This window comes from Arthrobacter sp. BL-252-APC-1A (genome assembly GCF_009696625.1).
Taxonomy (GTDB): domain Bacteria; phylum Actinomycetota; class Actinomycetes; order Actinomycetales; family Micrococcaceae; genus Arthrobacter_B.
Genome location: NZ_VULS01000002.1, coordinates 59555 through 86421 on the forward strand (window position 1 = coordinate 59555; position 26867 = coordinate 86421).

The 26867-nt window shown below is 65.1% G+C and carries 25 protein-coding genes; 8 read left to right on the plus strand and 17 right to left on the minus strand.

Annotated elements, in window-relative coordinates; genetic code table 11:
* Nucleotides 1-18: 18 nt before the first annotated feature.
* From FYJ28_RS03000 to FYJ28_RS03010, 3 genes are all read right to left on the minus strand, one after another.
* The gene (locus FYJ28_RS03000) at nucleotides 19-903 is read right to left on the minus strand and encodes a 1,4-dihydroxy-2-naphthoate polyprenyltransferase (RefSeq protein ID WP_326831479.1); all 885 of its coding nucleotides are present in this window, start codon (nucleotides 901-903) and stop codon (nucleotides 19-21) included.
* 100 nt (nucleotides 904-1003) lie between these two features.
* Entirely contained in the window at nucleotides 1004-2140 is a 1137-nt protein-coding gene (locus FYJ28_RS03005) for an AMP-binding protein (RefSeq protein ID WP_055239181.1), read from the minus strand.
* Between the two features lie 6 nt (nucleotides 2141-2146).
* Nucleotides 2147-3100, minus strand: a complete 954-nt coding sequence (locus FYJ28_RS03010) for a 1,4-dihydroxy-2-naphthoyl-CoA synthase (RefSeq protein ID WP_055239182.1) — start codon at nucleotides 3098-3100, stop codon at nucleotides 2147-2149.
* Between the two features lie 95 nt (nucleotides 3101-3195).
* Here FYJ28_RS03010 and FYJ28_RS03015 point away from each other — a divergent pair, with 95 nt between their 5' ends.
* The 5 genes from FYJ28_RS03015 to FYJ28_RS03035 are packed head-to-tail and all read left to right on the plus strand — an operon-like array spanning nucleotide 3196 to nucleotide 11381.
* On the plus strand, nucleotides 3196-6921 hold the full coding sequence (locus FYJ28_RS03015) for a nitrate reductase subunit alpha (protein WP_154578265.1): 3726 nt from the start codon (nucleotides 3196-3198) through the stop codon (nucleotides 6919-6921).
* Nucleotides 6921-8597: a nitrate reductase subunit beta gene (gene narH, locus FYJ28_RS03020; protein WP_154578266.1), complete on the plus strand. Its 1677-nt coding sequence runs from the start codon at nucleotides 6921-6923 to the stop codon at nucleotides 8595-8597. Before FYJ28_RS03015 ends, narH begins: the two co-directional genes overlap by 1 nt.
* Nucleotides 8594-9292, plus strand: coding sequence for a nitrate reductase molybdenum cofactor assembly chaperone (gene narJ, locus FYJ28_RS03025; protein ID WP_154578267.1), 699 nt, complete (start codon nucleotides 8594-8596; stop codon nucleotides 9290-9292). The genes narH and narJ overlap by 4 nt, the downstream gene beginning before the upstream one ends.
* Nucleotides 9289-10119, plus strand: a complete 831-nt coding sequence (gene narI, locus FYJ28_RS03030; RefSeq protein WP_154578268.1) for a respiratory nitrate reductase subunit gamma — start codon at nucleotides 9289-9291, stop codon at nucleotides 10117-10119. The genes narJ and narI overlap by 4 nt, the downstream gene beginning before the upstream one ends.
* A gap of 26 nt (nucleotides 10120-10145) precedes the next feature.
* Entirely contained in the window at nucleotides 10146-11381 is a 1236-nt protein-coding gene (locus FYJ28_RS03035) for a nitrate/nitrite transporter (protein WP_154578269.1), read from the plus strand.
* An 18-nt stretch (nucleotides 11382-11399) separates the two neighbouring features.
* On the opposite strand, the gene FYJ28_RS03040 is transcribed toward FYJ28_RS03035, so the two are convergent.
* From FYJ28_RS03040 to FYJ28_RS03100, 13 genes are all read right to left on the minus strand, one after another.
* Nucleotides 11400-12341 (minus strand): cytochrome b/b6 domain-containing protein, encoded by a 942-nt coding sequence (locus FYJ28_RS03040; protein WP_154578270.1) that lies wholly within the window; start codon nucleotides 12339-12341, stop codon nucleotides 11400-11402.
* A 15-nt stretch (nucleotides 12342-12356) separates the two neighbouring features.
* Nucleotides 12357-13343: an electron transfer flavoprotein subunit alpha/FixB family protein gene (locus tag FYJ28_RS17605; RefSeq protein WP_154578271.1), complete on the minus strand. Its 987-nt coding sequence runs from the start codon at nucleotides 13341-13343 to the stop codon at nucleotides 12357-12359.
* 12 nt (nucleotides 13344-13355) lie between these two features.
* On the minus strand, nucleotides 13356-14126 hold the full coding sequence (locus tag FYJ28_RS03050; RefSeq protein ID WP_154578272.1) for an electron transfer flavoprotein subunit beta/FixA family protein: 771 nt from the start codon (nucleotides 14124-14126) through the stop codon (nucleotides 13356-13358).
* Nucleotides 14127-14199: 73 nt separating this feature from the next.
* Nucleotides 14200-14856: a PaaI family thioesterase gene (locus tag FYJ28_RS03055; protein WP_195840582.1), complete on the minus strand. Its 657-nt coding sequence runs from the start codon at nucleotides 14854-14856 to the stop codon at nucleotides 14200-14202.
* Nucleotides 14846-16024, minus strand: a complete 1179-nt coding sequence (locus FYJ28_RS03060) for a lipid-transfer protein (RefSeq protein WP_154578274.1) — start codon at nucleotides 16022-16024, stop codon at nucleotides 14846-14848. The genes FYJ28_RS03055 and FYJ28_RS03060 overlap by 11 nt, the downstream gene beginning before the upstream one ends.
* On the minus strand, nucleotides 16021-16473 hold the full coding sequence (locus FYJ28_RS03065; RefSeq protein WP_154578275.1) for a MaoC/PaaZ C-terminal domain-containing protein: 453 nt from the start codon (nucleotides 16471-16473) through the stop codon (nucleotides 16021-16023). Before FYJ28_RS03065 ends, FYJ28_RS03060 begins: the two co-directional genes overlap by 4 nt.
* On the minus strand, nucleotides 16470-16916 hold the full coding sequence (locus tag FYJ28_RS03070; protein ID WP_154578276.1) for a Zn-ribbon domain-containing OB-fold protein: 447 nt from the start codon (nucleotides 16914-16916) through the stop codon (nucleotides 16470-16472). The genes FYJ28_RS03065 and FYJ28_RS03070 overlap by 4 nt, the downstream gene beginning before the upstream one ends.
* The gene (locus tag FYJ28_RS03075; RefSeq protein ID WP_154578277.1) at nucleotides 16909-17433 is read right to left on the minus strand and encodes an FAS1-like dehydratase domain-containing protein; all 525 of its coding nucleotides are present in this window, start codon (nucleotides 17431-17433) and stop codon (nucleotides 16909-16911) included. The genes FYJ28_RS03070 and FYJ28_RS03075 overlap by 8 nt, the downstream gene beginning before the upstream one ends.
* The gene (locus FYJ28_RS03080; protein ID WP_154578278.1) at nucleotides 17430-19151 is read right to left on the minus strand and encodes an AMP-binding protein; all 1722 of its coding nucleotides are present in this window, start codon (nucleotides 19149-19151) and stop codon (nucleotides 17430-17432) included. The genes FYJ28_RS03075 and FYJ28_RS03080 overlap by 4 nt, the downstream gene beginning before the upstream one ends.
* Nucleotides 19152-19153: 2 nt before the next feature.
* Nucleotides 19154-20653, minus strand: a complete 1500-nt coding sequence (locus FYJ28_RS03085; protein ID WP_154578279.1) for an MFS transporter — start codon at nucleotides 20651-20653, stop codon at nucleotides 19154-19156.
* Nucleotides 20650-21792 (minus strand): acyl-CoA dehydrogenase family protein, encoded by a 1143-nt coding sequence (locus FYJ28_RS03090; RefSeq protein ID WP_154578280.1) that lies wholly within the window; start codon nucleotides 21790-21792, stop codon nucleotides 20650-20652. The genes FYJ28_RS03085 and FYJ28_RS03090 overlap by 4 nt, the downstream gene beginning before the upstream one ends.
* The gene (locus FYJ28_RS03095; protein WP_154578281.1) at nucleotides 21789-22970 is read right to left on the minus strand and encodes an acyl-CoA dehydrogenase family protein; all 1182 of its coding nucleotides are present in this window, start codon (nucleotides 22968-22970) and stop codon (nucleotides 21789-21791) included. Before FYJ28_RS03095 ends, FYJ28_RS03090 begins: the two co-directional genes overlap by 4 nt.
* Nucleotides 22971-23260: 290 nt before the next feature.
* Nucleotides 23261-23836, minus strand: a complete 576-nt coding sequence (locus tag FYJ28_RS03100) for a TetR/AcrR family transcriptional regulator (protein ID WP_195840583.1) — start codon at nucleotides 23834-23836, stop codon at nucleotides 23261-23263.
* Nucleotides 23837-23979: 143 nt separating this feature from the next.
* Here FYJ28_RS03100 and FYJ28_RS03105 point away from each other — a divergent pair, with 143 nt between their 5' ends.
* Genes FYJ28_RS03105 through FYJ28_RS03115 form a run of 3 tightly spaced genes read left to right on the plus strand, consistent with a single transcriptional unit; the run spans nucleotide 23980 to nucleotide 26358 of the window.
* Entirely contained in the window at nucleotides 23980-24705 is a 726-nt protein-coding gene (locus tag FYJ28_RS03105; RefSeq protein WP_154578283.1) for a histidine phosphatase family protein, read from the plus strand.
* Complete coding sequence (locus tag FYJ28_RS03110; RefSeq protein WP_326831480.1) at nucleotides 24689-25594, plus strand: ADP-dependent NAD(P)H-hydrate dehydratase; 906 nt, start codon at nucleotides 24689-24691, stop codon at nucleotides 25592-25594. The genes FYJ28_RS03105 and FYJ28_RS03110 overlap by 17 nt, the downstream gene beginning before the upstream one ends.
* The gene (locus FYJ28_RS03115; protein ID WP_154578284.1) at nucleotides 25594-26358 is read left to right on the plus strand and encodes a CPBP family intramembrane glutamic endopeptidase; all 765 of its coding nucleotides are present in this window, start codon (nucleotides 25594-25596) and stop codon (nucleotides 26356-26358) included. The genes FYJ28_RS03110 and FYJ28_RS03115 overlap by 1 nt, the downstream gene beginning before the upstream one ends.
* A 19-nt stretch (nucleotides 26359-26377) precedes the next feature.
* Here FYJ28_RS03115 and FYJ28_RS03120 read toward each other — a convergent pair whose 3' ends face one another.
* Nucleotides 26378-26818, minus strand: coding sequence for a VOC family protein (locus FYJ28_RS03120; RefSeq protein WP_154578285.1), 441 nt, complete (start codon nucleotides 26816-26818; stop codon nucleotides 26378-26380).
* Nucleotides 26819-26867: the final 49 nt, after the last annotated feature.

Below are 26867 nucleotides of genomic sequence, written 5' to 3' on the forward strand. Positions count from 1 at the left end.
CCGCAGAGCGGCTTCGCGCTAGGCCAGCACCCGCGTCAGCACCAGCGCCAGCCCGTAGACGACGCTGAAGCCCAGGTTGATCAGGCCCGTCTGCTTCAGCACCGGGATCAGGCTGCGGCGCTTCTTGCCCTTGAGCATGAGCCAGCTGGGCATCAGGCAGGCCGGCAGCAGCAGCAGGACCAGCAGCACCCACGGGTAGTCGCCCACCAGCAGCAGCGGCAGGAGAAGCGCCAGCGCGAGCATCATCACGTAACTGATGCGGGCGGCGTCGTCTCCCAGGCGAACCGCAAGGGTCCGCTTCCCGGATTCCCGGTCCGTGGGGATGTCCCGCACGTTGTTGGCCATCAGCAGGGCCGTGGCAATCAGCCCGGTGGAGATGGCACCGATCCAGGCCGCAGCGTTGACCTGCCCGGCCTGCGTGTAGGTGGTGCCCAGTGTGGCAACCAGGCCGAAGAAGACGAAAACGAACACATCGCCCAGGCCAAGGTACCCGTACGGATTCCGGCCTCCGGTGTAGCCCCAGGCGGCAGCGATGCAGCCCACGCCCACCAGCAGGAGGAACCAGGCCTGGGAAAGGATTACCAGCGCAAGGCCGGCCGCCATGGCCAGGCCGAAGCACAGGAATGCCGCGTACTTCACGTGTTTGGCGGCAGCGGCACCGGAGCCCGTGAGCCGCAGGGGCCCCACCCGGTTGTCGTCGGTGCCGCGCACGCCGTCGGAATAGTCGTTCGCGTAGTTCACGCCCACCTGGAGCAGGATTGCCACCAGTGCGGCGAGCAGGGCGTTGAACCAGTGGAAGGAGCCCAGATCGAACGCAGCCGCGGAACCGATAATCACCGGAGCAACTGCCATGGGAAGTGTCCTGGGGCGTGCCCCCTCGAACCATTGCGCCGCTGTGGCCACAGTCAATTCCTTCGTTAGCTCGTGCTGGTGTGCTCCGGCAGGAAAAGGCTGCCGGGCAGCTTCATTCTCCCGCACCACCTGCGGGAGGGCGAAACGGGTCCTAGCCGCGGGCGGCGGCGAGCAGCTGGCGGACGGCCAGCCTGTCAGTCTTGCCGCCGGGCAGCAGGGGAAGCCGTTCCAGCTCCACCACAATCTTGGGTACGGCCGGTGCACCCAGCGCGGAGCGGACCGCGCCCCGCAGCAGGTCGGTGTCCACCGAGCCGACGACGACGAGTCCCACCACGGCGCCCCACTCCGGGTCCTCAAGTCCCATGGCCACCGCCTGGTGCACTTCGGGAAGCTGTTCGGCGGCGGCTGCCACAGCAGCGCCGGAGACCTTCACGCCGCCGGTGACGATCACGTCGTCGAGCCGTCCGGACACGGAAACCAGTCCGTCCGCTGTCACCGAGCCCGTGTCATCGGTGCGGAACCAGCGCTTGCCCGAATGGAAGGCGAACCGTTCAGCGGTGAGCTCCGGCGCGCCGAGGTAACCCTCAGCCAGCATGTCTCCGGCAATCCAGAGCCGGCCCTCGGACTCCTGGACCTCGACGCCGGGCAGAGGCACGCCGTCGTACACGCAGCCGCCCGCCGTCTCGCTCATGCCGTAGGTGCGGACCACGTTCAGGCCCTGGGCCTGGGCCTGTGCCAGGAGGGCCGGGCTGGCGGCTGCCCCGCCCAGGAGGATCCCGTCGAAGCGCTTCAGCACGGCCAGCGTGTCCGGTGCCGGATCGGTGAGCAGCCGGTGCAGCTGGGTGGGGACCAGGGACGTCAGCCGGGTGCGGTCCGTCATCGCCTGAGCCGCGGTGGTGAAAGCTTCCGGGCTGAACGGTGCTCCGGTGTCCATGAGCACAGGTTCGGTTCCCGCATACAGGGAACGCACCAGCACCTGCACGCCGGCAATGTAATGCACCGGCAGGGCCAGCAGCCACTGGCCGTCCCTGCCCAGGTGCATCGCCGTCGCCATTGAGGAGGCCGCCAGCGCATCCGTGCTGAGCATGGTCTGCTTCGGCACTCCGGTGGAGCCGGAAGTGCTGATGACCAGGGCGACGTCGTCGTTGGGCAGTTCCCCGGTGAACGTCTGCGCCGGGTCGGAGTGCGGGGCGACGGCAGGACCTTCGCCGGCCAGCGCGGCAGCCAGGGGCGGCAGCAGGTCCCCGGCGTTGTATCCGGCAGGTGTGTGGACGGGAAGCAGTTCCATGACGTCCTAGAAGTAGTAGGGGAAGTTGGACCAGTCCGGGTCCCGTTTGGACAGGAACGCTTCCTTGCCCTCCACCGCTTCGTCGGTCATGTAAGCCAGGCGGGTGGCTTCGCCGGCGAAGACCTGCTGGCCGGCCAGGCCATCATCGGCCAGGTTGAAGGCGAACTTCAGCATGCGGATCGCCTGCGGGGACTGCCGGGCAATGTCCGCGGCGTATTCGAGGGCAACCTTCTCCAGGTTCTCGTGGTCCACCGCTTCGTTGACGGCTCCCATGGCAACCATGTCCTCAGCCGAATACTCACGGGCCAGGAAGAAAATTTCCCGGGCACGCTTCTGGCCGATCTGGCGTGCCAGCAGCGCTGAGCCGTAACCGGCGTCGAAGCTTCCCACCGTCGCGTCGGTCTGCTTGAACTTGCCGTGCTGGCGGGAAGCGATGGTCAGGTCGGCAACTACGTGCAGGCTGTGTCCGCCGCCGGCGGCCCAGCCGTTGACGACGGCGATGACCACCTTGGGCATGGTCCGCATCAGGCGCTGGACTTCCAGGATGTGCAGCCGGCCAGCGCGGGCCGGATCAATCGTTTCCTGGGTCTCGCCCTCTGCATACCGGTACCCGTCACGCCCGCGGATGCGCTGGTCACCGCCGGAACAGAAGGAATGGCCGCCGTCCTTGGGAGAGGGGCCGTTGCCGGTGAGGAGCACGGTGGCAACATCGGGAGTCATCCGTGCATGGTCCATGGCGCGGTAGAGCTCGTCAACGGTACCGGGACGAAACGCGTTGCGGACCTCCGGCCGGTTGAAGGCGATCCGCACCGTGGGCAGGTCGCGCACGACGGCGCCGTCGGCGTCGCGCTCCACCTGGCGGTGGTAAGTCATGTCCTGGAAATCTTCAAAACCGCCAACCACCCTCCACTGCCGGGGATCGAAGATGTCAGAGACCTGCGCGGGAAGTTGTGTAGTCACGGTCTCGAGTTTATCGCGGCAGCATCTTGGCCGGCTCCGGACCGGTTTCCGCCTACTGCCTTCTAGCCTCCGCAGCACCGGCGTAGCTTGAGTGAATGGCTAGCAGCTCCGTTACGGGGACCGACGGCCCCGCCTCCGATGCACTCCTAAAACTTGGCAGGTTCTTCACCCGCTGGGACGAAACGGCCGACGGCCGCGCTGTCTTCCGCGAAGGTGGGCGCAAGGGCGATGCCTTCTACCGGAACAGGTGGAGCCACGACAAAGTGGTCCGCTCAACCCACGGCGTGAACTGCACGGGCTCCTGCTCGTGGAAGGTCTATGTCAAGGACGGGATCATCACCTGGGAAGCCCAGGAAACTGACTATCCCACCGTTGGCCCGGACCGGCCCGAATACGAACCCCGGGGCTGCCCGCGCGGCGCAGCGTTCTCCTGGTACACCTATTCACCCACACGGGTGCGCTATCCCTACATCCGCGGCGTGCTGCTTGAAATGTACCGGGAGGCCAAGCGGTCCACCGGAGGGGATCCGGTGCTGGCCTGGGAATCCCTCATTGCCGATCAGGGGAAGCGCCGGACGTGGCAGCAGGCCCGCGGCAAGGGCGGCCTGGTCCGTTCAAGCTGGCAGGAAGCCCTGGAAATGACCGCGGCAGCCCACGTTGCCACGATCAGGAAGTACGGTCCGGACCGGTGCACCGGCTTCTCCCCGATTCCCGCCATGTCCATGGTCTCCCACGCAGCCGGTGCACGGTTCATCAACCTGATTGGCGGGGTGATGAACAGCTTCTATGACTGGTATGCGGACCTGCCGGTCGCCTCACCGCAGGTATTCGGCGACCAGACAGACGTCCCTGAGTCAGGGGACTGGTGGGACGCCACCTACCTGATGATGTGGGGCTCGAACATTCCGGTGACCCGGACCCCGGACGCGCACTGGATGGTTGAAGGACGGTACCGGGGCACGAAGGTGGTGTCGGTCAGCCCGGATTACGCGGACAACACCAAGTTCGCCGACGAATGGCTGCCCGCCCAGGCCGGGTCCGATGCAGCGCTCGCCATGGCCATGGGCCACGTGATCCTCAAGGAGAACTTCGTGGACCGGCGGGTGCCGTTCTTCGAGGACTACGTGGTGCAGTACACGGACCTGCCGTTCCTGGTCACCCTGGTGGATGGCCCGGGCGGAACCACTGTTCCGGGAAAGTTCCTTACCGCACAGGACCTGGGCGGAGAGGAGGCGCAGGCTGCCGATGCCGCGTTCAAGACCGTCCTGCTGAACCGGGAAACGGGTGCCCCCACCGTGCCCAACGGTTCCATGGGGTTCCGCTACAACGATGACGACGCCGGGAAATGGAACCTGGATCTGCAGGGTGTCTATCCGGCACTGTCCCTGGCTGACGGTGCCGGCTGGCTCGGGGAGACCAGCGGGGTTGACCTGCCGGTGTTCTCCGACCCCTCCGGCGCAGGATCCGTGGTGCACCGCGGGGTTCCGGTAACAACGGTGGCGGGCAGGAAGGTCACCACGGTCTTTGACCTGATGCTGGCGCAGTACGGCGTGGGCAGGGACGGGCTGCCCGGAGACTGGGCCTCCGGATACGACGACGCCGCCACCGCCTACACCCCGGCATGGCAGGAAGAACTGACGTCCATCAAGCCCTCGGCGGTCATCCGCACAGCCCGGGATTTCGCGGCCAACGCTGAGAAGTCCAAGGGCCGGTCCATGATTATCCTCGGTGCGGGCATCTGCCAGTGGTACCACGGTGACGTTACGTACCGGGCGATCCTGGCCATGCTGATGCTCTGCGGCTGCGAGGGGCGCAACGGCGGCGGGTGGGCGCACTATGTGGGGCAGGAAAAGTGCCGTCCGATCACCGGATGGGCCGCGATGGCCTCGGCGGGGGACTGGAACCGGCCGCCGCGGTTCATGATCGGTACGGCCTTCTGGTACATGCACACGGACCAGTTCCGTTCCGACGGGTACTCCACCGACGCCGTGCAGTCGCCGCTGGCGGAAGGCCACCTGCGGGGCATGCATTCGGCGGATGTTATTGCCAAGTCCACCCGCATGGGCTGGATGCCGTTCTTCCCGCAGTTCGACGCCAAAAATTCACTGGACGTCGCCGACGAGGCCGCAGACGGCGTCGCCCGCGGTGAAGCGCCCAACGAGGCTCGGTGGGTGGCGGACCGGCTCAAGGAGGGCAGCCTGCGCTTTGCCGTGGAGGACGTCGATGCGCCGGAGAACTGGCCGCGCACCCTGATCCTGTGGCGGTCGAACCTCCTCGGTTCCTCCGCCAAGGGAGAGGAATACTTCCAGAAGCACCTGCTGGGCACGCTGAACAACGTGATGGGCAAAGACCACGGCGATGCCCGCCCCAAGGACGTGGTGTGGAGAGAGGATGCACCGCAGGGAAAGCTGGACCTGCTGGTTTCCGCGGACTTCCGGATGACGAGCTCCACCCTGCTCTCCGACGTCGTGTTCCCGGCGGCGACCTGGTACGAAAAGTACGACCTCTCCTCCACAGACATGCACCCGTACGTGCATGCGTTCACCCCCGCTATCGCGCCGCCGTGGGAGGCGAAGTCGGACTTCGAGCTTTTCCGCCTGCTTTCCGTGGAATTCTCCCGTCAGGCACAAAAGCACCTGGGGGTGCGCAGGGACATGGTCGCCACGGCGCTGACCCACGACACCCCGGGGGAAATCGCCCAGCCCGGCGGGCACGCCCCCGACTGGAAGAACACGGATATACCGGCGGTGCCCGGGAAGAACCTGCCCAACCTCGCAGTGGTGGAACGCGACTACACCGCGATCGCGGACAAGTTCGTGGCCATGGGACCGCTGGCGGAGAAAGCCGGGTTCACCACCAAATACATCACCTATGAGGTCTCCAAGCAGGTGCGCCAGCTGGCAGCCAAGCACGGCGTCTTCGACTCCGGCGCGGCCCGCGGGCGGCCTGCCGTGGATACCGACGCCCGGATGGCAGAGGCAATCCTGCTCTTCTCCGGAACCACCAACGGTGAACTGGCTGTCCAGGGCTTCGAAACCCTGGAGAAACGCACCGGAACGCCGCTGGCTGACCTGGCGATCGGCGCCGAGGACAAGCTGATCACCTTCCGGGACACCCAGGACCGCCCGACGCCGGTGATCACCTCACCGGAATGGTCCGGCTCCGAGACGGGCGGGCGCCGGTACGCCCCGTTCACCATCAACATCGAACGGCTGAAACCCTTCCACACGCTAACCGGGAGGATGCACTTCTTCCTGGACCATGACTGGATCCGGGACATGGGGGAGGCGCTGCCCGTCTTCCGGCCCCCGCTGGATATGGCACGGCTGTTCGGCGAACCGCAGCTGGGCACCCGGGGTGAGCTTTCCGTAGCGGTGCGTTACCTGACCCCGCACAACAAGTGGTCCATCCACTCCGAGTACCAGGACAACCTGTTTATGCTCTCCCTCTCCCGGGGCGGCACAGCCGTCTGGATGAGCCCGCAGGACGCGGAGCTGATCCAGGTCCGGGACAACGACTGGGTTGAATGCGTCAACACCAACGGGGTGCTGGTGGGCCGGGCGATCGTCAGCAGCCGGATGCCTGCCGGCGTCGTGTACGTCTACCACGCGCAGGAAAGGATCATCGATACGCCGAAGTCCGAAGCCACCGGCCGGCGCGGCGGCATCCACAACTCGGTAACGCGGATCCTGGTGAAGCCCAGCCACATGATCGGCGGATACGCCCAGCTGTCCTGGGCCTTCAACTACCTGGGCCCCACCGGCAACCAGCGGGACATTGTCTCCGTGGTCCGCCGGCGCTCGCAGGAGGTGAGCTACTGATGAGGATCATGGCGCAGGTTGCAATGGTCATGGCGCTGGACAAGTGCATTGGCTGCCACACGTGTTCGGTGACCTGCAAACAGGCCTGGACCAACCGGGCCGGTACTGAGTACGTCTGGTTCAACAACGTGGAGACCCGCCCCGGGCAGGGGTATCCGCGCCGCTATGAGGACCAGGAGAAATGGCGCGGCGGATGGGAATTGAACCGGCGCGGGAACCTGAAACTGAAGGCCGGCGGCCGGATGGCCAAGCTCTTCGGGATCTTCGCGAGCCCGGTCCAGCCGGAGCTCAGCGACTACTACGAACCGTGGACGTACGACTACGAGAACCTGATCCAGGCACCTGCCGGCAACGATTTCCCGGTCGCCCGGCCCAAGTCCCTGATCACCGGCGAGAACATGAAGATCGAATGGTCGGCGAACTGGGATGACGACCTCGGGGGTGCACCGGAAACGGCGCAGCAGGACCCGGTGGTGGAAAAGCTCCGGCAGGACGCTGAGGACAAGGTCAAGTTCGAATTCGACCAGACCTTCATGTTCTACCTCCCGCGGATCTGCGAGCACTGCCTGAACCCCTCCTGCATGGCATCCTGTCCTTCCGGCGCGATCTACAAGCGTGAGGAGGACGGCATTGTCCTGGTGGACCAGGACCGCTGCCGCGGCTGGCGGCAGTGCGTCACCGGCTGCCCTTACAAGAAGATCTATTTCAACCACCGCTCCGGCAAGGCGGAGAAATGTACGTTCTGCTACCCGCGGATAGAGGTGGGGCTGCCCACCGTGTGCGCGGAGACGTGCGTAGGCAGGCTGCGGTACATCGGAATTTTCCTGTACGACGCCGACCGGGTCACCGAAGCGGCAGCAACACCGAATGAACAGGATCTTTACGAGGCCCAGCTGGACCTCATGATGGACCCGAACGACCCCGAGATCATCGCGGCCGCCCGCGCGGAGGGAATCCCGGAGGACTGGCTGGATGCAGCCCGCCGCTCACCGGTCTACGCGCTGGCCAAGGAACTGCGGGTGGCTCTGCCGCTGCATCCGGAATACCGCACCATGCCCATGGTCTGGTACGTCCCGCCGCTGTCTCCGATCGTGGATGTACTAAAGGAACAGGGACACGACGGCGAGAAGGCCGAGAACCTCTTCGGGGCGATTGAAGCGCTGCGCATCCCGGTGGAATACCTGGCCGAGCTCTTCACCGCCGGGGACACCGATCTGGTGACCTCAGTGCTGCGGAAGCTGGCCGCCATGCGCGCCTACATGCGGGACATCACCCTGGGCGATGCGCCGGATGAAACCATCGCCTCCGACGTGGGCATGACCGGCGAGGAAATCGTGCGGATGTACCGGCTTATGGCGGTGGCCAAGTACGAAGAGCGGTATGTCATCCCCAGCGCGCATCTGGAAGACGCCCACAACCTGGAGGAAATCGGCTGTTCCCTGGACACCGACGGCGGACCAGGGATGGGCCAGACCGGGGTGTTCGGTGAGGCATCCGGGCGCCCCATGCCCGTGGCGGCGGAGAACTTCGCCGCCCTGGAGGCACGGCAGCGCGGCGACGACCCGGCAGGGAACCGGGACATGACGGGCCGGGTCAACCTCCTGAACTGGGACGGGCGGGGCTCACCCCGGGGACTTTTCCCGCCCGGCCAGACTGACGGCGGTGAACGGACATGAGCCTGCTGGAGAAGCTGCTGGGGAAACCCGGCAAGGGAACCATGGCGCCGGAAAGGTACGCGGACCGCAATCCGCGGCGCAGCGCCGTCGTCCGCCAGGTGGCCTCTTTGCTGCTGCAGTATCCGGAGGAGGACCTCATTGCCTCCCTGCCGGTCCTGCGCAGCGCGCTGGAAGAATCAGGTGCGCTGGAGCCGGGGGTGCAGGAGCTCTTCGACTGGCTGGCCGCCCGTCCGCTGCCCGGCGTGCAGTCGGTCTACGTCCAGGAGTTCGACCTCTCCAAACGCCACAGCCTGCACCTGACCTACTGGACAGACGGGGACACCAGGCGGCGGGGTGAAGCGCTCGCAGCGTTCAAAGAGGTCTACCGGGAACACGGGATGCTGCCGGAGGGCACGGAACTGCCCGACTACCTGCCGCTGGTGCTGGAGTTCGCAGCGAAGGTTTCCCCGGAAGACGGCTATGAACTCCTGCAGCGCTACCGTCCTTCACTGGAACTGCTGCGCCTGGCGCTTCGGGACGCCGGGCTTCCGTACCACCACGTGCTGGCGCTGGTGTGCACCACGCTTCCCGGTGTCTCACCGGAGGACGCACAGACGGTGATGCGCACAGCCGGGTACGGGCCGCCTACGGAAACCGTGGGCCTGGAGCCCTACAGTTCGCGGCTGCTGCCGCTGTCGGAGAGGAACCGGACATGAGCACCCCAGCCTCCCGTTTTCCCGCTGATGTGCTGCCACCTGAAAACGTGACCGTCACTCTGGGCGACGTCATGCTCTGGGGAGTGCTTCCGTATGTTGTGATAGCGGTTCTGGTTTTGGGATCCATCTGGCGCTACCGGTATGACCAGTTCGGCTGGACCACCCGGTCCTCCCAGCTCTACGAGGCGCGGATCCTGCGGATCGCCTCGCCGCTTTTCCACTTCGGGATCCTGGCAGTAATCGCCGGGCACTTCATCGGGCTGGTGATTCCGCAGGACTGGACAAAGGACGTGGGGATCTCCGAGGGGCTGTACCACGCAATGGCACTGGGGATCGGGCTCATCGCGGGAATCGGCACCATGGTGGGGGTCGTCCTGCTGATCTACCGGCGCCGCACCACCGGGCCGGTGTTCATGGCCACCACCCGGAACGACAAGCTGATGTACGTGGTCCTGGTTGCCGCACTGTTCGCCGGGCTGGCAACAACCCTCATCTCGGTGTTCGACCCCAACATCACGGACTACCGCGAAACGGTCTCGCCCTGGTTCCGGTCCGTTTTCATCTTCCAGCCGGACATCGCCGCGATGACCGCTGCGAGCCTCTCCTTCAAAATCCATACGCTGTGGGGCCTGGCGCTGTTCGCGATCTGGCCCTTCACCCGGCTGGTGCATGCCTTTACCGCACCGCTGCAGTACTTCTTCCGCCCCTACATCGTTTACCGCTCGCGGGGGAAGCGGAAGTCCCTGAGCGCTGTGCCGCCGCGCCGCGGCTGGGCCCCGGTCGGCACCCCGGACCGGAACCGCAGGGGCGGCGTTCCCCGGCAGTGAGGGTTTCCTGAACAGAGAGGAACGCCATGGCATCCGCCCCATCTGCACCCCCGGCGCCGGACCTGAAATCCGGGCAGCTGCTCAATCTCATCACGGCCACCGTCGCCTCGACCGTGGGATTTTGGGCGTGGACGATCATCGGCCCGCTTTCAGCCCGGTACACCCAGTCAATGGACCTGAACCCAAGCCAGGCCTCCATCTTGGTGGCCATGCCCATCCTGGTCGGCTCCATTGCCCGGATCCCGGTCGGAGCCTGGACCGACCGCTACGGCGGGCGGCGGATGTTCACGCTTGTGCTGGGAACAACGGCGCCGCTGGTCCTGCTGACTGCCGTCGCGGGCGAGACCGGCAGCTACGCCCTGATCGTCGTCGTCGCGTTTTTCCTCGGCATCGCCGGGACGGTGTTCGCGATCGGGATCCCGTTCTGCTCGGCCTGGTACGACCGCAGCCGCAGGGGCTTTGCCACCGGGGTCTTCGGTGCAGGCATGGTCGGCACCGCAGTCTCGGCGTTCTTCACCCCGCGGCTGGTCAGCGGTGTCGGGTATTTCAACGCCCACCTCATCATCGCCGGCGTCGTGGCCCTCATGGCGGTGCTCAGCTGGCTGGTGCTGCGGGAATCACCGGCCTGGAGCCGGCCCACGGAACCGACCCTGCCCAAGATCCGTCATGCCTTCACGCTCAAGGTCACCTGGCAGCTGTGCTTCCTCTACGGCGTGGTCTTCGGTGCGTTCGTCGCCTTCTCCAACTACCTGCCCACCTATTTGGGGAACGTGTACGACTATGACGCGACGGCGGCCGGAACCCGCACGGCAGGGTTCGCGGTGGCCGCGGTGATCGCCCGGCCGATCGGTGGGACCATCGCGGACAAGACCGGGCCAAAGATCGTCACGCTGACGTCCTTCGCCGGGACCGTGGTCCTGGCCATGGTGGTGGCGTTCCAGCCCAGCCAGGAACGGGTCTACGGGACAGCCTTCCTGCTGATGGCACTGTTCCTGGGCCTGGGCACCGGCGGTGTCTTCGCCTGGGTGGGACGGGCCGCGCCGCCGAAGGACGTTGGCACGGTGGGCGGCATCATCGCCGCCGCCGGGGGACTGGGAGGCTACTTTCCGCCGCTGGTCATGGGAGCCACCTACGACGCCGAGAACGCCAGCTACTTCGTGGGACTGACACTCCTGGCCGTGTTCGCGGCCCTGGCGCTGCTGCTGACCTTCACCGTGCGCAACGGCGGGAAAACCGACGAGCGCCTGCAGTCCCCTGCCTGAACCCTTGGCAGGCCGGGCCTAGCGGGAGACCTTGCCCATCAAACCGGCGACAGGCCGCAGGAAGACCGGTTTGGCGAGCAGCCACGCCCCCGCGGTCACCGCCACGGACAAGGCGAAGATGCCGAAGCCGAGCCATCCGCCGTCGTCCCGGGCCGCGAACATATGGTTCAGGTTCCGCAACGCACCGGTACTGAGCACCAGGACCACGTGTGTCACCACGAAAGCCACGAAGAAGAGCATCACCGGAAAGTGGACCCTGCGGGCCAGAGCCATCGGGAAGGCACGCTCCAGCGCGGAGTTGCCCTTTGGCCAAATTGGACTCATGCGCATCCCGGTGAGGGCGGCCAGCGGCGCGGCGATGAAGACGACCGCGAAGTACGACAGGACCTGCAGTGCGTTGTAATGGATCCAGCCGTTCTCTGTGGGCCAGTCCAATGAGGCGTACTGCAAGGCGGTACTGAGAGCGTTCGGGAACACGTCCCAGGACGTGGGAACGATGCGCATCCAATGTCCGCTAATGAACAGCAGCACCACGAAAACCAGGCCGTTGAGCAGCCACAACACATCCAGGCACAGATGAAACCAGAGTTCCAGGCTGATCTTCGCCGGCTTCGCTTTGGTCCTGATCAGTCCGGTGTTGTTCCTGGTCCAGTACGCCTTCGGGCGGGCGGTGGCACGAATCTGCCAGCCGGAGCGGATGATCAGCACGATGAAGAAGGCGTTCAGGAAGTGCTGCCAGTTGACCCAGGCAGGCAGCCCCACCGGAGTGTTCTCAGGCCGGTCGCTGTGACCGGGGTAGGCCGCCAGGAACTCCTGCACCGGCTCCAGGCTCCTGGCCCATTTGGCCACCAGTACAACGGCTGCCGCGGCCGCTACTGCCACAGCAATCCACAGCGCGGCACGGATCCACTTTGATGGGCCGGGTTTGCTTCCCTGTTTGGCCCCGGTCAACAACGACATGTGTATCTGCCTTTCCTAGCTGCCAGCGGTGACGCTGCTGCGTTCCGTGATGGCGTTGGTGAGCTGCGGCACGATGGTGAACAAGTCTCCGACGATCCCGAAATCGGCAACATCGAAGATCGGCGCGTCGGGGTCCTTATTGATGGCCACGATCCGCTTGGCGGTCTGCATACCGGCCAGATGCTGGATGGCGCCGGAGATGCCCACCGCGATATAGAGGTCCGGTGAGACACTTACCCCGGTCTGGCCGACCTGGTGATTCTGCGGAACGTAACCGGAATCAACTGCTGCCCGCGAGGCGCCCAGGCCTGCACCGAGGGCATCGGCCAGTTCCTCCAGCAACGCGAAGTTGTCCTTGGACGCCAGGCCGCGGCCTCCGGAGACGACGATCCTCGCGGCACGGAGTTCCGGCCTGGCGGCCGCGGCGACCGCCCGGCTGCGGGATTCGACGACGGCGGCTCCTGAGGTGGGAACTGCCACTGCGCGGACCTGGCAGTCGGGATCCGCGACGGCAGCCGGAGGTTCCGAGCCTGTGGAACCCACCGTAACGAGGGCTGTGCCGGTGCCGACCGTTGACTCAGTGACGTACGTTCCGCCGAAAACCGAATGGGAAGCGACGAGTTGTCCCGAACGCAGGAAAAGCTCCTGCGCTTCGAGGACGACTGCGCTGTTCGTTCGCACGGCCAGCCGCCCAATGACTTCGCGGGCCACCGCGCTGTTGGAGGCAAGGACCGCAGCCGGGGCGTAGTCCTGCATGGCCGCAGCGAGCGCAGCCACTGAACCGGCTGCCACATGGGCTGCGGCGTCCGCGGTTTCGGCAACGAAGACCTTCGCAGCTCCCAGGTCACCGAGCCGGGAGGCAAGAGCCCCGGCTTGGCCAGGGGCTGCCGCAACGACTGCCACACAGGTCCCCAGGTTCGCCGCCGCTGCCAGCAGGTGGGCACACCGCTGATGCGGTGCGCCGTCGTCGTTAAGCTCGATATTCACCAGAATGTTGGTCATGTCCTGACTTCCTTAGATCAGTTTTTCGGCGGCAAGGTATGCGGCAAGCTCTGCCACCGCGTGGCCGTCGTCAATAGTCTTGGTTCCGGCGCTCCGGGCCGGTCGCTTGGAGACCGCCAGGACGCGGTTCCCGGCCGGGTGGTCCACGCCGGCAAATCCCAGGTTCGACGCATCATGCACGGCAATTGTCTTGCGCTTCGCAGCCAGGATGGACTTGAACTTCGGGAAGCGTGCCTCGCCGACGGCTTCGGTCACCGAGACCACCGCAGGGAGGGAACCCCGAAGTACGGTGGTGCCCTCAGCGTCCGAGCGCACCCCGCGTACGTCAGTCCCCGTGAGTTCCACGGAGTCGAGGGAACCCAGGAAGGGAAGGTCCAGAATTTCCGCGATCATAGCGGGCACCACGCCGCCGCGCCCGTCGGTGGATTCGTTCCCGGCAATCACCAGGTCTGCACCGGTCTTCTGAACGGCGGCAGCCAGGACACGTGCCGTGGCCAGTGCGTCAGCCCCCGCCAACAAATCGTCCCGCACGTGCACGGCGTGGTCCGCGCCCATGGACAGGGCTTTGCGCAGCGCTTCTGCGGCTGTGCCCGGACCCATCGTGACGACCGTGATTTCAACCCCCTTGTCGGCGTCCTTCTCCTTCAGCGCCGTCTCCAAAGCGCGTTCGGTGATTTCATCAGTCACCCGGTCTGCAGCGTCCCGGTCAGCTCTTCCGTCCGCAGTCAGGTGGCGTTCCGTTTCGGTGTCCGGCACCTGCTTGATCAGTACTGCGATTCTCATTTTTGGCTCTTTTCTTTCTTGTGGTGCTCGTAGGTAAACCGCAAGGCGGGCCAGCTCGCGAGGTCGATCCGCCCTAACCGGGTTCGGCGGCGCGCGGGGGCAGCCACAATCCCCGGGCGCGTGCCACGACGGATCCGTCAACACGGATGTCGCCGGTCACCCAGACCTTGCGGCCATCGACCTCCTCAATCCGTGCCCTGACATCCAGGGGTTCGAAGAGTGGAACTGCATGGTCGTATTCGACGGTTAGGGAGCGGGTGAAGACCCAGATACCGAGGGTTCCGGCCGCGTAGCCCATAATGTGGTCGAGCAATGTGGCCACGAACCCGCCGTGGACGCGTCCCGGCGGGCCCTGATAGGGCAGCCCGAGAGTCGTCGTCGTGCGAGCACTGTTGTCCGCGCCCATGGTGAGCTGGACCGGGGGCGCAATCGGGTTCAGGATTCCGGAAACCGGAGAACGGTCCCGGTAGTTCTCCCTGCCCTCGGCCGTCCGGCCCGGCGGGTCTTCCCTGACCATCACCTCGACTGGCTGGACATGCTCTGCCAGCAGCTCCAGCACCGACTCGAGCCGCTTGGCCAGCTCCGCTGCGGCAGATGTGTCCTCCTTGAGCCGCACCATGGCGTCCAGCAGCGAACGGGTGTGCTCGACGGCGGAGAGCAGGTTTTGCCTGCTCTGAGTGGGATCCGCGTGGCCGGCTTCTGCAGCGGGCCACGCCGCCTTACTGGTCATTTCCGAGGATGAGCGCACTCGTCGGAACACCGGTGCCGGCGGTAACGAGGACATTCCGGGCGTCCGGAACCTGGTTCACGGCCGTTCCACGAACCTGCCGAACCCCCTCAGCGATACCGTTCATGCCGTGAATGTAGGCTTCGCCCAGCTGGCCGCCGTGGGGGTTGATCGGCAGGCGCCCGCCTAGCTCAATGGCACCGTCCTTGATGAATTCCTTTGCCTCACCACGCCCGCAGAATCCGAACTCTTCCAGTTGGGCCAGGACGAACGGAGTGAAATGATCGTAGAGGACAGCGGTATCGATGTCCTCCGGACGCAGGCCGGTGTCGTTCCAGAGCTGGCGGGCCACATTGCCCATTTCCGGAAGTGCGCGGTCTCCGTCGGCCCGGTAATAGCTGACCATGCTGTGCTGGTCGTAGGCCGCGCCCTGGGCTGCGGACCGAATCGTCACGGCCGCTCCCGGGAGGTCCCGTGCCCGCTCCGGGGTGGTAATGACAAAGGCCTGGCCGCCGTCTGATTCCTGGCAGCAATCAAGCAGGTGCAGCGGTTCGGCGATCCAGCGTGAAGCCTGGTGCTCCGCCAAGGTGATCGGCTTGCCGTAGAACCAGGCTTTGGGGTTGGTCGCGGCATGTTTGCGGTCAGCTACCGCCACCCGGCCGAAGTCTTCACTGGTGGCACCGCTGAGGTGCATGTAGCGCTGGGCGAACATACCCACCCAGGAAGCCGGAGTCATCAGGCCGAAAGGAAGTGTCCAGGAGTAGGCTGCGGCGCGGGCATCGGGAGCCCACCCGTCCACGTTCATCGCCGTCCCGAACCGGGCACCGGAACGCTCGTTGAAAGCCCGGTAGCAAACCACTGTCTTGGCCACGCCGGTGGCAACCGCCATGGCTGCATGGAGTATGGTTCCGGCGGCAGCACCGCCGCCGTAGTCCACATGGCTGAAGAAGTTCAGTTCCTTGCATCCGAGGCCGCGGGCGACTTCGATGGCCGGATTGGTGTCCATGGAATAGGTCACCATGCCGTCGACGTCGTGCGGGTTGACCCCGGCGTCCCGGCACGCGGCGAGCGCCGCCTCCTGGGCGAGCTGGAGCTCGGAGCGTCCGGAGTTCTTGGAGAATTCGGTGGCGCCGATGCCTACGATGACGGCCTTGTCCAGCAGGTTGCTCATGCCGTTTCCTTTCGGGTGGGGAAGGCCAGGTCGATGCTGGCGGTGACGTGCGTACCCAGTGAGTTGGTGCCGGTAGCCAAGACCCGGATCTGTCCGTCGAGTACCGATTCGACAGAACCCGAGAAAACCATTTCGTCACCGGGAAAGTTGGTGGCACCGAGGCGGATGTTGATGCGCTTGACGTGCGCCGCGGGGGCCCATTCCCCGACATAGCGGTTAACCAGGGCATTGGTGGTGAGGATGTTCATGAAAACGTCCTTGGTGCCGGCAGCCACCGCAACGTCCTTGTCATGGTGGACCTTCTGGAAGTCGCGGGTGGCGATGGCTCCCGTGACGATGAGGGTAGCCGTGATGGGAATCCTGAGTTCAGGCAGGGCGTCCCCGACGGCGATGGTCTCCGGCCAGCTGCCGTGCGGGGTCCGGGGCAGTAAGGTTTCCTGGGATTTCATGCCCGGCCCCCTGCGTGCGCTACCGGCAGGACAAGGCCTTCGTCCATACGCTCGGCAGAAACGGTGACAGGCATACCGATCTGCACCGTTTCACGTTCGACGCCCTCCAAGTTCATGACTACGCGCGGGCCCTCTTCAAGTTGGATGACCGCGACTATATAGCCTGCCTCGAACGGCGGCACGATTGGATGGTGCAGGACCACGTAGCTGTGAACGCTCCCGCGCCCGGACATGGCCTTTGGTGCCCAATGCAGTGAGTGGCACTGCGGGCACATGGGCACGGGCGGATGACGCAGCTCCTCGCAGTCCGAGCACTGCTGGATGGAAAGCTCACCGCGTTCGGTAAGGGATTCGAAGAAGAAAGCGTTGTCCAGGTTGATGGCCGGGCGGGGGCGCAGCGCCTGCTTCACAGGTGTTTGCGCCTCTGGAAGGGTTTCAGTCATTGGAGCTCCTCTTTGCTGGGTTGTACCAAAGGGTGCGGAATCGCATGGTGCCCACCCGTTCACCCTTCTGGTCGGTGTAGGTAGTGAGAGTGGTGATGAAGTAGCCCTCGCCCAGGCCCGTTTGCTTGGGACCAACGAGTGACTCCACCTTCTCGGCAGCCGTGAGGATGTCCCCCGGAACCAGGTAACGGTCGTATTCCTGGTCGCAGTTCACAGCGACGACCTTCGGGTAACCCGCCTCAGCCAGTTCTGCGTAGGCCCGGTCCACGTCGCTTTCGATGACCGGGTCCGAGGGGTTGATCATGTTCCACACCTGCAGTGCAGACGGCGGAGCCACCACTCCGGGGTGGCCGGCGGCACGGGCCGCCTCGGGGTCCAGATAGGCTGGGTTCCGCTCGCCGACGGCGTCACACAAATGATGGATCATCGGCCGGTTGACCTCGTCCCGCGCGACGGACACTCTCTCGCGGGCATCGGTGATAATCTCACCGATGCTTGTGGCCGGGTCGATACTCATACCGTCTCCTTCTCCTTGGTGTTGCTGCTGGCTGGTCGCAGAGGCAGGAGGTGGGCGCGGCCGTTTTGTTCAAACAACGCCTCCAGCTCCTCCATGGCTTGTTGGTCCAGGCGCTCGAAAGTGATGCCGCGCCCGGGACGGTGGTAAACCGTCTCATTTACCAACCAGGCGCTCTTGCGCAGGGTCGGCTTGCTGATCTTCTGTGTGGCGGTCACGGGTACTTCCTTGACGACGCTGAGGAAACGCGGTGCCCACTTGGTGCCAAGGTCCGGCTGCGCTTCGAGGAAGGCTGCAAAGGAGGCCGGATCGAAGCCGTCGGGGTCCTCCATCTGGAGTGTGGCCATGACCTGGTCCCCGGTGCGCGCATCGGGAACCGGGTAGACCGCGGCGAGCATGACTCCCGGGTAGCGGGAGAGCACCCGTTCCACCGGGGCGGCAGAGAAGTTTTCACTATCCACGCGCAGTTTGTCGGAGGTGCGGCCGGCAAAATAGAAGAACCCCTTCTCATCGCGGTACGCCAAATCGCCGGTCAGGAACGCGTTCCCGCGGATTCGCTCGGCGACCGCTTCCGGATTCTTGTAGTAGCCCTCAAACAGCGGGGCGCCGGTGAGGTTCACCAGTTCGCCGATTGCTTCCTCTGCGTTCAGTATCCGTCCGGTATCGGACAGGACAGCTCGAGGGCATTCCGTCATGGTCTGCGGATCCACTACCGCAGCGTCCATTCCTTCGGGCGGCAGGCCAAGGGATCCCGCCGGCGTTTCCGGTGTGCGCCGCAGCGTCAGTCCGCCCTCGCTGGCCCCGTAGTTTTCGGTAGGCCAGATGCCGAACCGGCGTGCGAACTCGACCATGTCGAGTTCCGAGGCTTCGGTACCGAAACAGGACTCCAGCTTGGTCTGCCGTTCCTGGGGTTTTTCGGGCTGGGCCAGGAGATAGGACAGGGAGCGCCCGACATAGTTGAAGTACGTTGCCTTGTACCGCATCACATCCGGCAGGAAGCCGGAAGCCGAGAACTTGCGGGCCAAGGCGAAGGCTCCGCCGGTGTACAGGGGATTCGCCCAGCAGGCAAAGATCCCGTTGCCGTGAAACAGGGGCATCGAGTTGTAGCTGACGTCGTCGCTTCCCAACCCCATATGGCGGAAGGCTGCTGTGCGGTACAGCCGGCCGGTGGTGCATATAACAGCTTTCGGATCTCCGGTGGAACCGGAGGTGAAGAGCAGAAGCAGGATCGTGCGGGGATCCCCGGCGGCTTCGACGTCGGGTGCCGGGAACCTGCGGTATTCCGCCAGCTGTTCGGCGTACTGGGGCGTGGCGATGCGCAGGGTCTTGCATTCTTCTACGCCTGAGGGCACTCCATTGAAATAGGCCTCCAGCTCTGCGTTGGTGATCAGGATTTCGCAGTCCGTGTACCTGATGTCCCGGGCCAGCTCTTCCCCGCGCCGGGTGAGGTTAATCCCTACCACGGCTGCTCCGGCGTAGGCGGCAGCGCCGATCGCGAAAATGTACTCCGGGTCGTTTTCCAGCATGACGCCTACGTGGAAGGGGCGGCCCTCTTCATGAAGGGCGAGCAAGAGGTTCGCACGGATCCGGCATTCAGCCACAACCTCGGCCCACGTCCAGATACGGCCTTCGAAGAGCAGGCCGGGACGGTGGTCATCGGCTCGGAGGTCCAGCAGGTCTCTGGTAGTTTGTAGTCTTGTCGTTTCGGTGGTGGTATTCATAATCAATCCTTGAGGGTGAGGCTGGCGGCCTGGGCTTTGGATCCCTGCGTATTCGGGACCCTCGTCGGTGGAATGAAGAAGACAACGATGATGGTCAAGATGCAGGTGACGATGAGCGCACCCACTGAGAGATAGAATCCCGACTCCGAGACGAAAGCGTTCTCGCCTGCGACAACAGGCGAGAACGCGAGCATCAGCCCGACTATCGAGGCGGAGACCGCCTGGAAGGCGGTGCGGACCACGGCATTGATGGCGGTGGCGGTGCTGGTCTGTTCGGGAAGCACACACTCGACGATGACTGTCGGCATCCCGGAGTAGAGGAACCCGGTCCCCAGGACCACCACCACGAGGCCCGTGATGACGGTGGCGAGATCTCCGGGTGCAATACAGACGATCAGCAGCCCGGCAATGGTCAGCAGTGAACCGATCATCAGTCCTACGCGGGCGCCGAAGCGGGCGGAAATCCTGCCGATCAACGGAGAAATGCAGAACGCGGCTGCGGCGGTAATGAACCCCAGCAGGCCGGTCATGGTTGCGCTCAGCCCCAGCCCGACCGGCAAAGCCATCACGGTGCCGTCGGCTGTGAGGTAGCTGCTGGGATTGCGGTAAATCGTCACCGTCAGGATATTCATGGTGCCGATGGGGCCGATGGCGATCAGCGCAGTTGCCAGCATGCCCAGGGCGAACTTCCGTTCCCGGAACATCCTGACATTGACCATGGGTTCCTCCGTGCGCAGCTCCCACTTAATCCAGAGCGCCAGGATGGCCAGGCCGCCCACCACAAAGGCGAGGACGGCAACGTCAGTCCAGCCACGATCCTTGCTGAGGGTTAGCCCGTAGAGCACGGAGGCGATGGCGGCGCCAAAGAGCAGACCACCGAAGTAATCGATCCGTCCCGCGGCGGCCAGGGTATCGCGCGGTTCCCTGGCCACCCCAAAGTGCACCAGGGCGGCGGCAACTGTCGCTGCCACTGCTGCGGTCCAGAAGATGTAGTGCCAGGTTGCGTAGTCCAGGAACAGGCCGCCGCCCAGCATGCCGGCCGCTCCGGCCAGCAGGGCCGAGGTACTGACAACGGCGATCCCCATACTGATCTTGGCCTGCGGGAAGGTGGCGCGCACGACGCCGATGGCCAGCGGCAGCACCGCACCGGAGACACCCTGCAGTGCCCGTCCGGCAACAAGTACCGCGAACGACGGGGCCAAGGCACTGATGACTGAACCTATGGCCGACAGCAACAGGATGACCACCAGGACCTTGCGGCGCCCGAACTGGTCGCCCAGTCGGCCGACGAACCCTGTAGCCATGGCAGCAACCAGCGAGTATGCAGTGATGACCCACACCAGCTGTGACAGGTCGGAGGTGAAGAAGTCGCCCGGAGCGTAGAGCAGCTGAACGGCCATGGAAGTCTCGAAGGCGGCAACTATCTCAGCAAATACGAGAACCGACAGGATCGCGCCAACGCCCCGTCCGGCTGCCCGCCCGGTGCCGGCCGCGGCGGTCATGCCTGGACTCCCTGAAGCGGAAGCACTACGTCTGCGAGTTCCTCTGCGACCTGCCCGGCAGAGCCCCAGAGAACATCGAGCTCGCGAACCCAGACGAAGAAGCGGTGAATATGGTTGTCCAGGTCAGCACCCATGCCCCCGTGCAGGTGCTGGGTGGCATGGACTACGCGGAAGCCGCCTTCGCGGGCACACCAGGAGGCCGTGAAAGCCGCCGCTTCACCGTCGCCGCCGTTGTCCAGCTGCCAGGCAGCGTCGATGGTGGTCAGCCAGATCACCACAGAATCTATATGGGCATCGGCAGCTCGCATCGCCACACCCTGATTGGTGGAGATTGGGCGGCCGAACTGCTCGCGTTCGGAGGTGTACAACGCGGTACGTCGAACCGCTTCATCGCAGGCGCCGGCGATGATGGCGGCTGCCGCGGTGAGCAGGCGCGGCCGGACCCAGGCGGCGACTTCGCCGGCGGGACGGTCCGCGCCAACGAGATCTGTATCGGTGACCAGCACGTCTGAACAGACAACTGATGCATGCTGCTGCCCGCTGATCCCTGTGAAGGCATCGACGCCCAGCCCGGCCCGTTCTGCCTCGACCAGTGCCATCAAATCGCCGTCGCCGGTGTGGAACTGGACCAGGAAGTGGGTCGCACTTGGAACCAGATAACCAAAGTCGATGGTTCCGTTCAGGACCCAGCCGCCGGAGGTCCGCTGTCCGTTGATCCTCCTGCGTGTTTCCGGAAGGAGTACGCCCACCCGGGCGGTTCCTTCACTGATCGCTCCGTAGACACCGCGGCTGTCGCCGAATTCAGCCAGTGCAAGCGCAGTGACGGCAGTGCTGACGTAGGGGATCCGGGCCAGCCGCCGCCCCTGTTCACGGGCGATGAGGGTCAGTCCGACCATGCCCAGTCCGGGCTCGTCCTCATCGGCGGGAAGCACCGCTTCGAGCAGGCCGGCTTCGACGGTCTGGTCCCAGAGGGCCTCGTCGAAAGGTTCTCCTGCTTTCACTGAGGCTACATGCCGTTCATCGCTGCTCAGGTGCGAAAAGATCTGTGCGGCAAGGTCAGCAACCGCCTGCTCATCCTCACCCGGGGTGAATTCCATGCTGGGGGCCTGCAGGCCACTGTGGATGCTTACGGTGCTCATCGTGCCTTCCTTGCCATGCCGAGGGTGGTCCAGGCGACAATCTCGCGCTGGATTTCTGCGACGCCGCCGCCGAAAGTATTGATTTGGGCGCCCAGATTCATGAGAGCCAGCCGTCCGGTGTCGAACCGCCAGGGCGCATCGGTAATGCGGGAGGCTCCCGCACCGACTACTTCAAGCAGGGAACGGTAGACATCGATGACCGTTTCGGTGGCGAATACCTTGGCCGCGGACGCCGAGCCCGGATCGAGATCGCCTCGCGCCGTGGTTTCCACGAGCTGCCAGTTCATGAGCCGCATGGCACGCAGCCGCGCGGTCGAGGTCGCGATCAGGTGACGCACCCACGGTTCGGCTGCCAGCTGCCCGCCTGCCGCAGTCTGCTGGCTGCCGACCCACTCGCGCACGTCGTCAAGCAGTCCCTCGCAGATGCCGCTGAACGCCGCCAGCCCCACCCGTTCGTGGTTGAGCTGGGTGGTGATCAGCTGCCACCCCTCGTTTTCGTTTCCGACCACGTTGGTGAGAGGAACGCGGACGTCGTCGTAATACGTGGCGGTCGTGCTGAAGCCGCCTACGGTATGGATGGGGGTAGCGGAGAAACCGGGCGCCGATGTGGGAACCAGGATAAGGGAGATGCCCTTGTGCTTGGGTGCGTCCGGGTCGGTACGAGCAGCCAGCCAAATCCAATCCGCGCCGTCACCGCCGGAGGTGAATACCTTGCTGCCGTTGATGACGTACCCCTCGCCGTCGCGCACGGCACGGGTGGTGAGGGACGCCAGATCGGTGCCGGCTTCGGGTTCCGTGTAGCCGATCGAGAAAATGCACTCCCCGGCCAGGATCTTTGGCAGGAAGTAGTCCTTTTGTTCCTGGGTTCCATGACTCATGAGGGTCGGACCCACCGTGGTCATGGTGATCATCGGGATAGGAGCGTCGGCGCGGTAGGCCTCGTCATAGAAAACAAACTGTGCGTCCGGACCGAGGCCCTGCCCGCCGTATTCGACGGGCCAGCCGATTCCGAGCCATCCGTCGCTGCCCATCTGGGCCTGGACCGCAGCGAGGACGGGCCCTCCAGCTTCACCCTCTTCGCGCAGTCCCGCCCGAACCTCGTCCGTGAGGAGGTTCGCGAAGTATGCACGGAGCTCCTCACGGAGGTTCATGATCTCCGGGGAAGTACGTAGGTACATCACGTTGCCTTTCGTCGTTGATAGGCATCAGCCGTCGGCGACGGCAGTGTGTGACCGAGGTTACTTACCGGCAGGTAAGCCGTCAATAGCCAATCTGGTGGGCGGCGATACGCAGCATGAACGGCCTGTGGAGTGCGCCGATGAGCCGGTTAGAGACGGCGGAAAGGCAGGGGATGCGGGCTCTCGCCGATGACGGTCCGTCGAGGAATGATTGCCTGCGCAGAGAAACGGCAGGGTCGGAGCCAACTAGTTGGGCAGTATGGGTCCCAGTGGCGGTATTGAATCGAAAATCAGTCTTCGAATGATTTCTTGATGAAGCTGTAAACAATCTCCCGGCGGCGTTCCGGAGTCATTCCGTCGATGACGAAGCGGCGCTTATCAAAAACGGTCTCGCGGTGCATCATGTCCATGAGGAGAATTGAACGGACCTTCTCTTCATCGCTCATGCCGGGGAGCATGGTGAGTTCAATCGTCCTTACCCGGTGGCGCTCAATACGGTTGTAGATGCTCTCGGGCAGCCATACCTGGCTTCCCCCAATGGCGAGGACGGAAACGGCACGTGGATCGGACAGCATGAGGTCCGAATAGGTGACCAGGAATTTCCACCGCGACTCGGCATCCGTAAACCGCTGCGGAGCTTCTTCCAGGAGGGCATCAATCCTATCCAGCAGTGGATTGAGGATCCCGTTGAGAATGTCATCCTTGTTCTTGAAATGGTAATATAGGGCAGCCTTTGAGAATCCCAGTTTTGAGGCGATTAAGCTCAGCGGAGTGCCGGGGTAGCCATTCTCCATGAATAACTCGACGCTAACATTGAGAATCTTTTCCCGCGTATCCAGACTTCCGGTGCCTCTCTTCGTACTCACGCCGCTGATTCCTATTCCGTTGAGTTCGGTCCCGATCATAACTGCTGGGACGGGCGGGCGGAGAAACGGAGGAAATACGGGTGCCGGGCGAGGTGACCTGCCTGAGCCCTTGGCAGGCCAGGCCGGCTGAGTAGAGTCAACGGATGGGAGCAACAGAGCTGATCCTCATCCGCCACGGCGAGAGTGCCGGCAACGTCGCCGCGACGCACGCCCAGCGCACCGGGGCGGAGGTCGTCGACGTCGGGCTGCGGGACCCCGATGTGCCGCTCAGCGCGGGCGGGGAAGCCCAGGCCGCGGCGCTGGGAACATGGCTTGGCGGCCTGCCGCCGGAGGAACGTCCCGACTCGGTCTGGTGCTCGCCGTATCTGCGGGCGCGGCAGACAGCAGAGCTGGCCGGCCTCACTCCCTTCCGCGTGGATGAGCGGCTGCGGGACCGTGAACTCGGCATCCTGGATATGCTCACCTCCCGCGGGGTCCAGGCCCGCTATCCGGAGGAAGCACGGCGGAAACAGTGGCTGGGAAAGTTCGCCTACCGGCCGCCGGGCGGGGAATCCTGGGCCGACGTCGCGCTGCGGCTGCGCTCGCTGCTCAGGGACCTTGACGACGCCGAGGACGGCAGGAGCGTGGCGGTGATCTGCCATGACGCGGTGATCATGCTGCTGCGCTATGTCTGCGAAGGCCTGCTGGAAGCTGACCTGCTGGACATTGCGGCGGCGAACAGCGTCCGCAACGGTTCGGTCACGCGGCTCCTCCGGCCCGCCGGCACAGGCTTTTGGGATCTCGCGGCGTTTAACAGCGTGGATCACCTGGCACGTGGCGGCGCGCCGGTCACCGAACACGCAGGAGATGAGAATGTCCATCCGCGCTGAGCTCGTGACGCCTGCCCTGCTGCGCGGGTGGCCGGTGTCACGGGACGCAGAAGGCAAGGACGACCGCGGGACTGTCCTGGTGATTGGAGGCGCCCGGCGGACTCCCGGCGCAGCGATCCTGGCCGGGCGGACCGCCTTGCGGGCCGGTGCCGGACGCCTGATGCTTGCGGTGGCGGAGTCGGCCGCCGTCGCATCCGCCGTGGCCCTTCCGGAGTGCGGCACCGCAGGTCTGCCGGAAAACGGGGGCAGGATCAACGGCCTTGCGGCAGCGGCTGCCCTGGGGGCGGACCTGCCCAGCGCCGACGTCGTTGTGGTGGGTCCGGGACTGGACAACGCCGAGGACACTGCCGACCTGCTGCGCGGCGTCGTTCCCGGGATCGCCGACGGCGCGTCCGTGATCCTCGACGCCTACGCGCTGGGCGTGCTGCCCGGCCTTCCGGAACTGCATGACCGCCTCGCCGGCCGGCTTGTGCTGACGCCGAACAAGGCAGAGACGGCGCGGCTGCTTGGGAAGGAAAGCGTTGACGACGCCGAGGCCGCGGCCCGGGACATCGCACGCCGCTACGGCGCAGTGGTGACCAGCAGGGGCCGGGTCACCGCGCCGGACGGCCGCGCCTGGGAGATTCCGGCCGGCAATCCCGGGCTGGCGACGTCGGGCAGCGGGGATGTCCTGGCCGGAGCCGTGGCAGGGTTCCTCGCCCGCGGAGCGTCCCCCGGGCAGGCTGCCCTGCTGGGGGACGTATCTTCACTCCACGGCAGGAGACCGGTTGTCCTCAGCGAAGGGCCCGCTCAGCTTCCTGGCCAGCGAACTCCTCGAAGCCATGCCTGCGGTGATGACGGAACTGAGCATGTGATGCCCGCGGGGGCGCCTGCCGATACTGTTGATTGATGGCAACCCCTGACTCCCCGGCCCGACCCGCAGATCGACGCCGCGCTGTCCTGCAGGAACCACCACTGACCTACCGGTTCACCCGGGCGGATGGTGCCGCCCTGGCGTTCTATGTGGGGGCGCTGGCGCTGCTCAGCCTCACGCCCGTGGCGCTGGCCGTGATGACGGTGATCCAGGACCCGGTGCTGGCGTCGTACGCCGTAAACTTCACGTTCTACCTGATCGCGGGGCTGCTGGCGTTGGTTGCGGCGCGTGCCTACGTAGTGCGGGAAACCCGGATCCTGCTGACGCGTCCCTGGCTGACCCTGGGCGTGATTCCGCTTTCCGTGATTGCCATGCTGGTTGCGACCATGGTCCTGGTGCTCATCACCGGCCCGCCGCAGACGTCCGTAAACCAGGCAGCGGCCCAGGATTTGATGACCTCGGTGTCCCCGTGGCTGGTGGTTCCGCTGTTCGTGGTGCTTGCCCCGTTTGTGGAGGAGTACATCTTCCGCCACCTGCTCATCGGAAAACTCTCGCGGCACTGGAACATCTGGATCTGCGCGCTGCTTTCGCTGCTGCTCTTCGCGGGCATCCATGTGCTGCAGGAAGCCGATTTCTCCCTCCCGGTCCTGGCCCCATACCTGGCCATGGGCGCGGTGCTGGTCGGGGTCTACGTCTGGGCAGGGAATAACTTCATGCTCTCCTACGCCGTGCACGCAGCGAAGAACCTGCTGGCGGTGCTGCTCACCTACGCCGTCCCGGTGGAGTTGCTGCAGCAGTAGCTGCGGACCGCGAACCCGTTTAGCTGATGCAGAATTCGTTGCCTTCCGGGTCGGCCATCGTGTACCAGAGATGCGGACCCTGGCTGGCTTCCCAGAGGAATTTTGCCCCACGGGCTTCCAACGCGGCGCGGGTTGCGTTGATGTCGTCCCCGGAGAGGCGGATGTCCAGATGGATCCGGTCCTTGACGGTCTTGGGTTCGGGAACGGGCTGGAACAGGATGCGCAGGGGAGCGACGGGCGAGCCGGCCGGGACCGGCTGCAGGACCGCTGAGCCCGCGCTCCACATCCGCACGCCGTTGTGCTCGATCACCTCATCGGGTGAGGCGTAACCCTTGTCGAGCATTTCGTCGATAAAGGCCTGGTCTGTTTCCTCGACCGGCCAGCCGAGGGTTTCGGCCCACCAGTCGGCCTGGGTGTGGGCGTCTTCGCAGTCGATACAGATCTGAATGTCGTAAGCCATAGGCCAAACCTAGGCCGGGCCGCCTCCGGTGTCGCCGGTATTGGGGTCA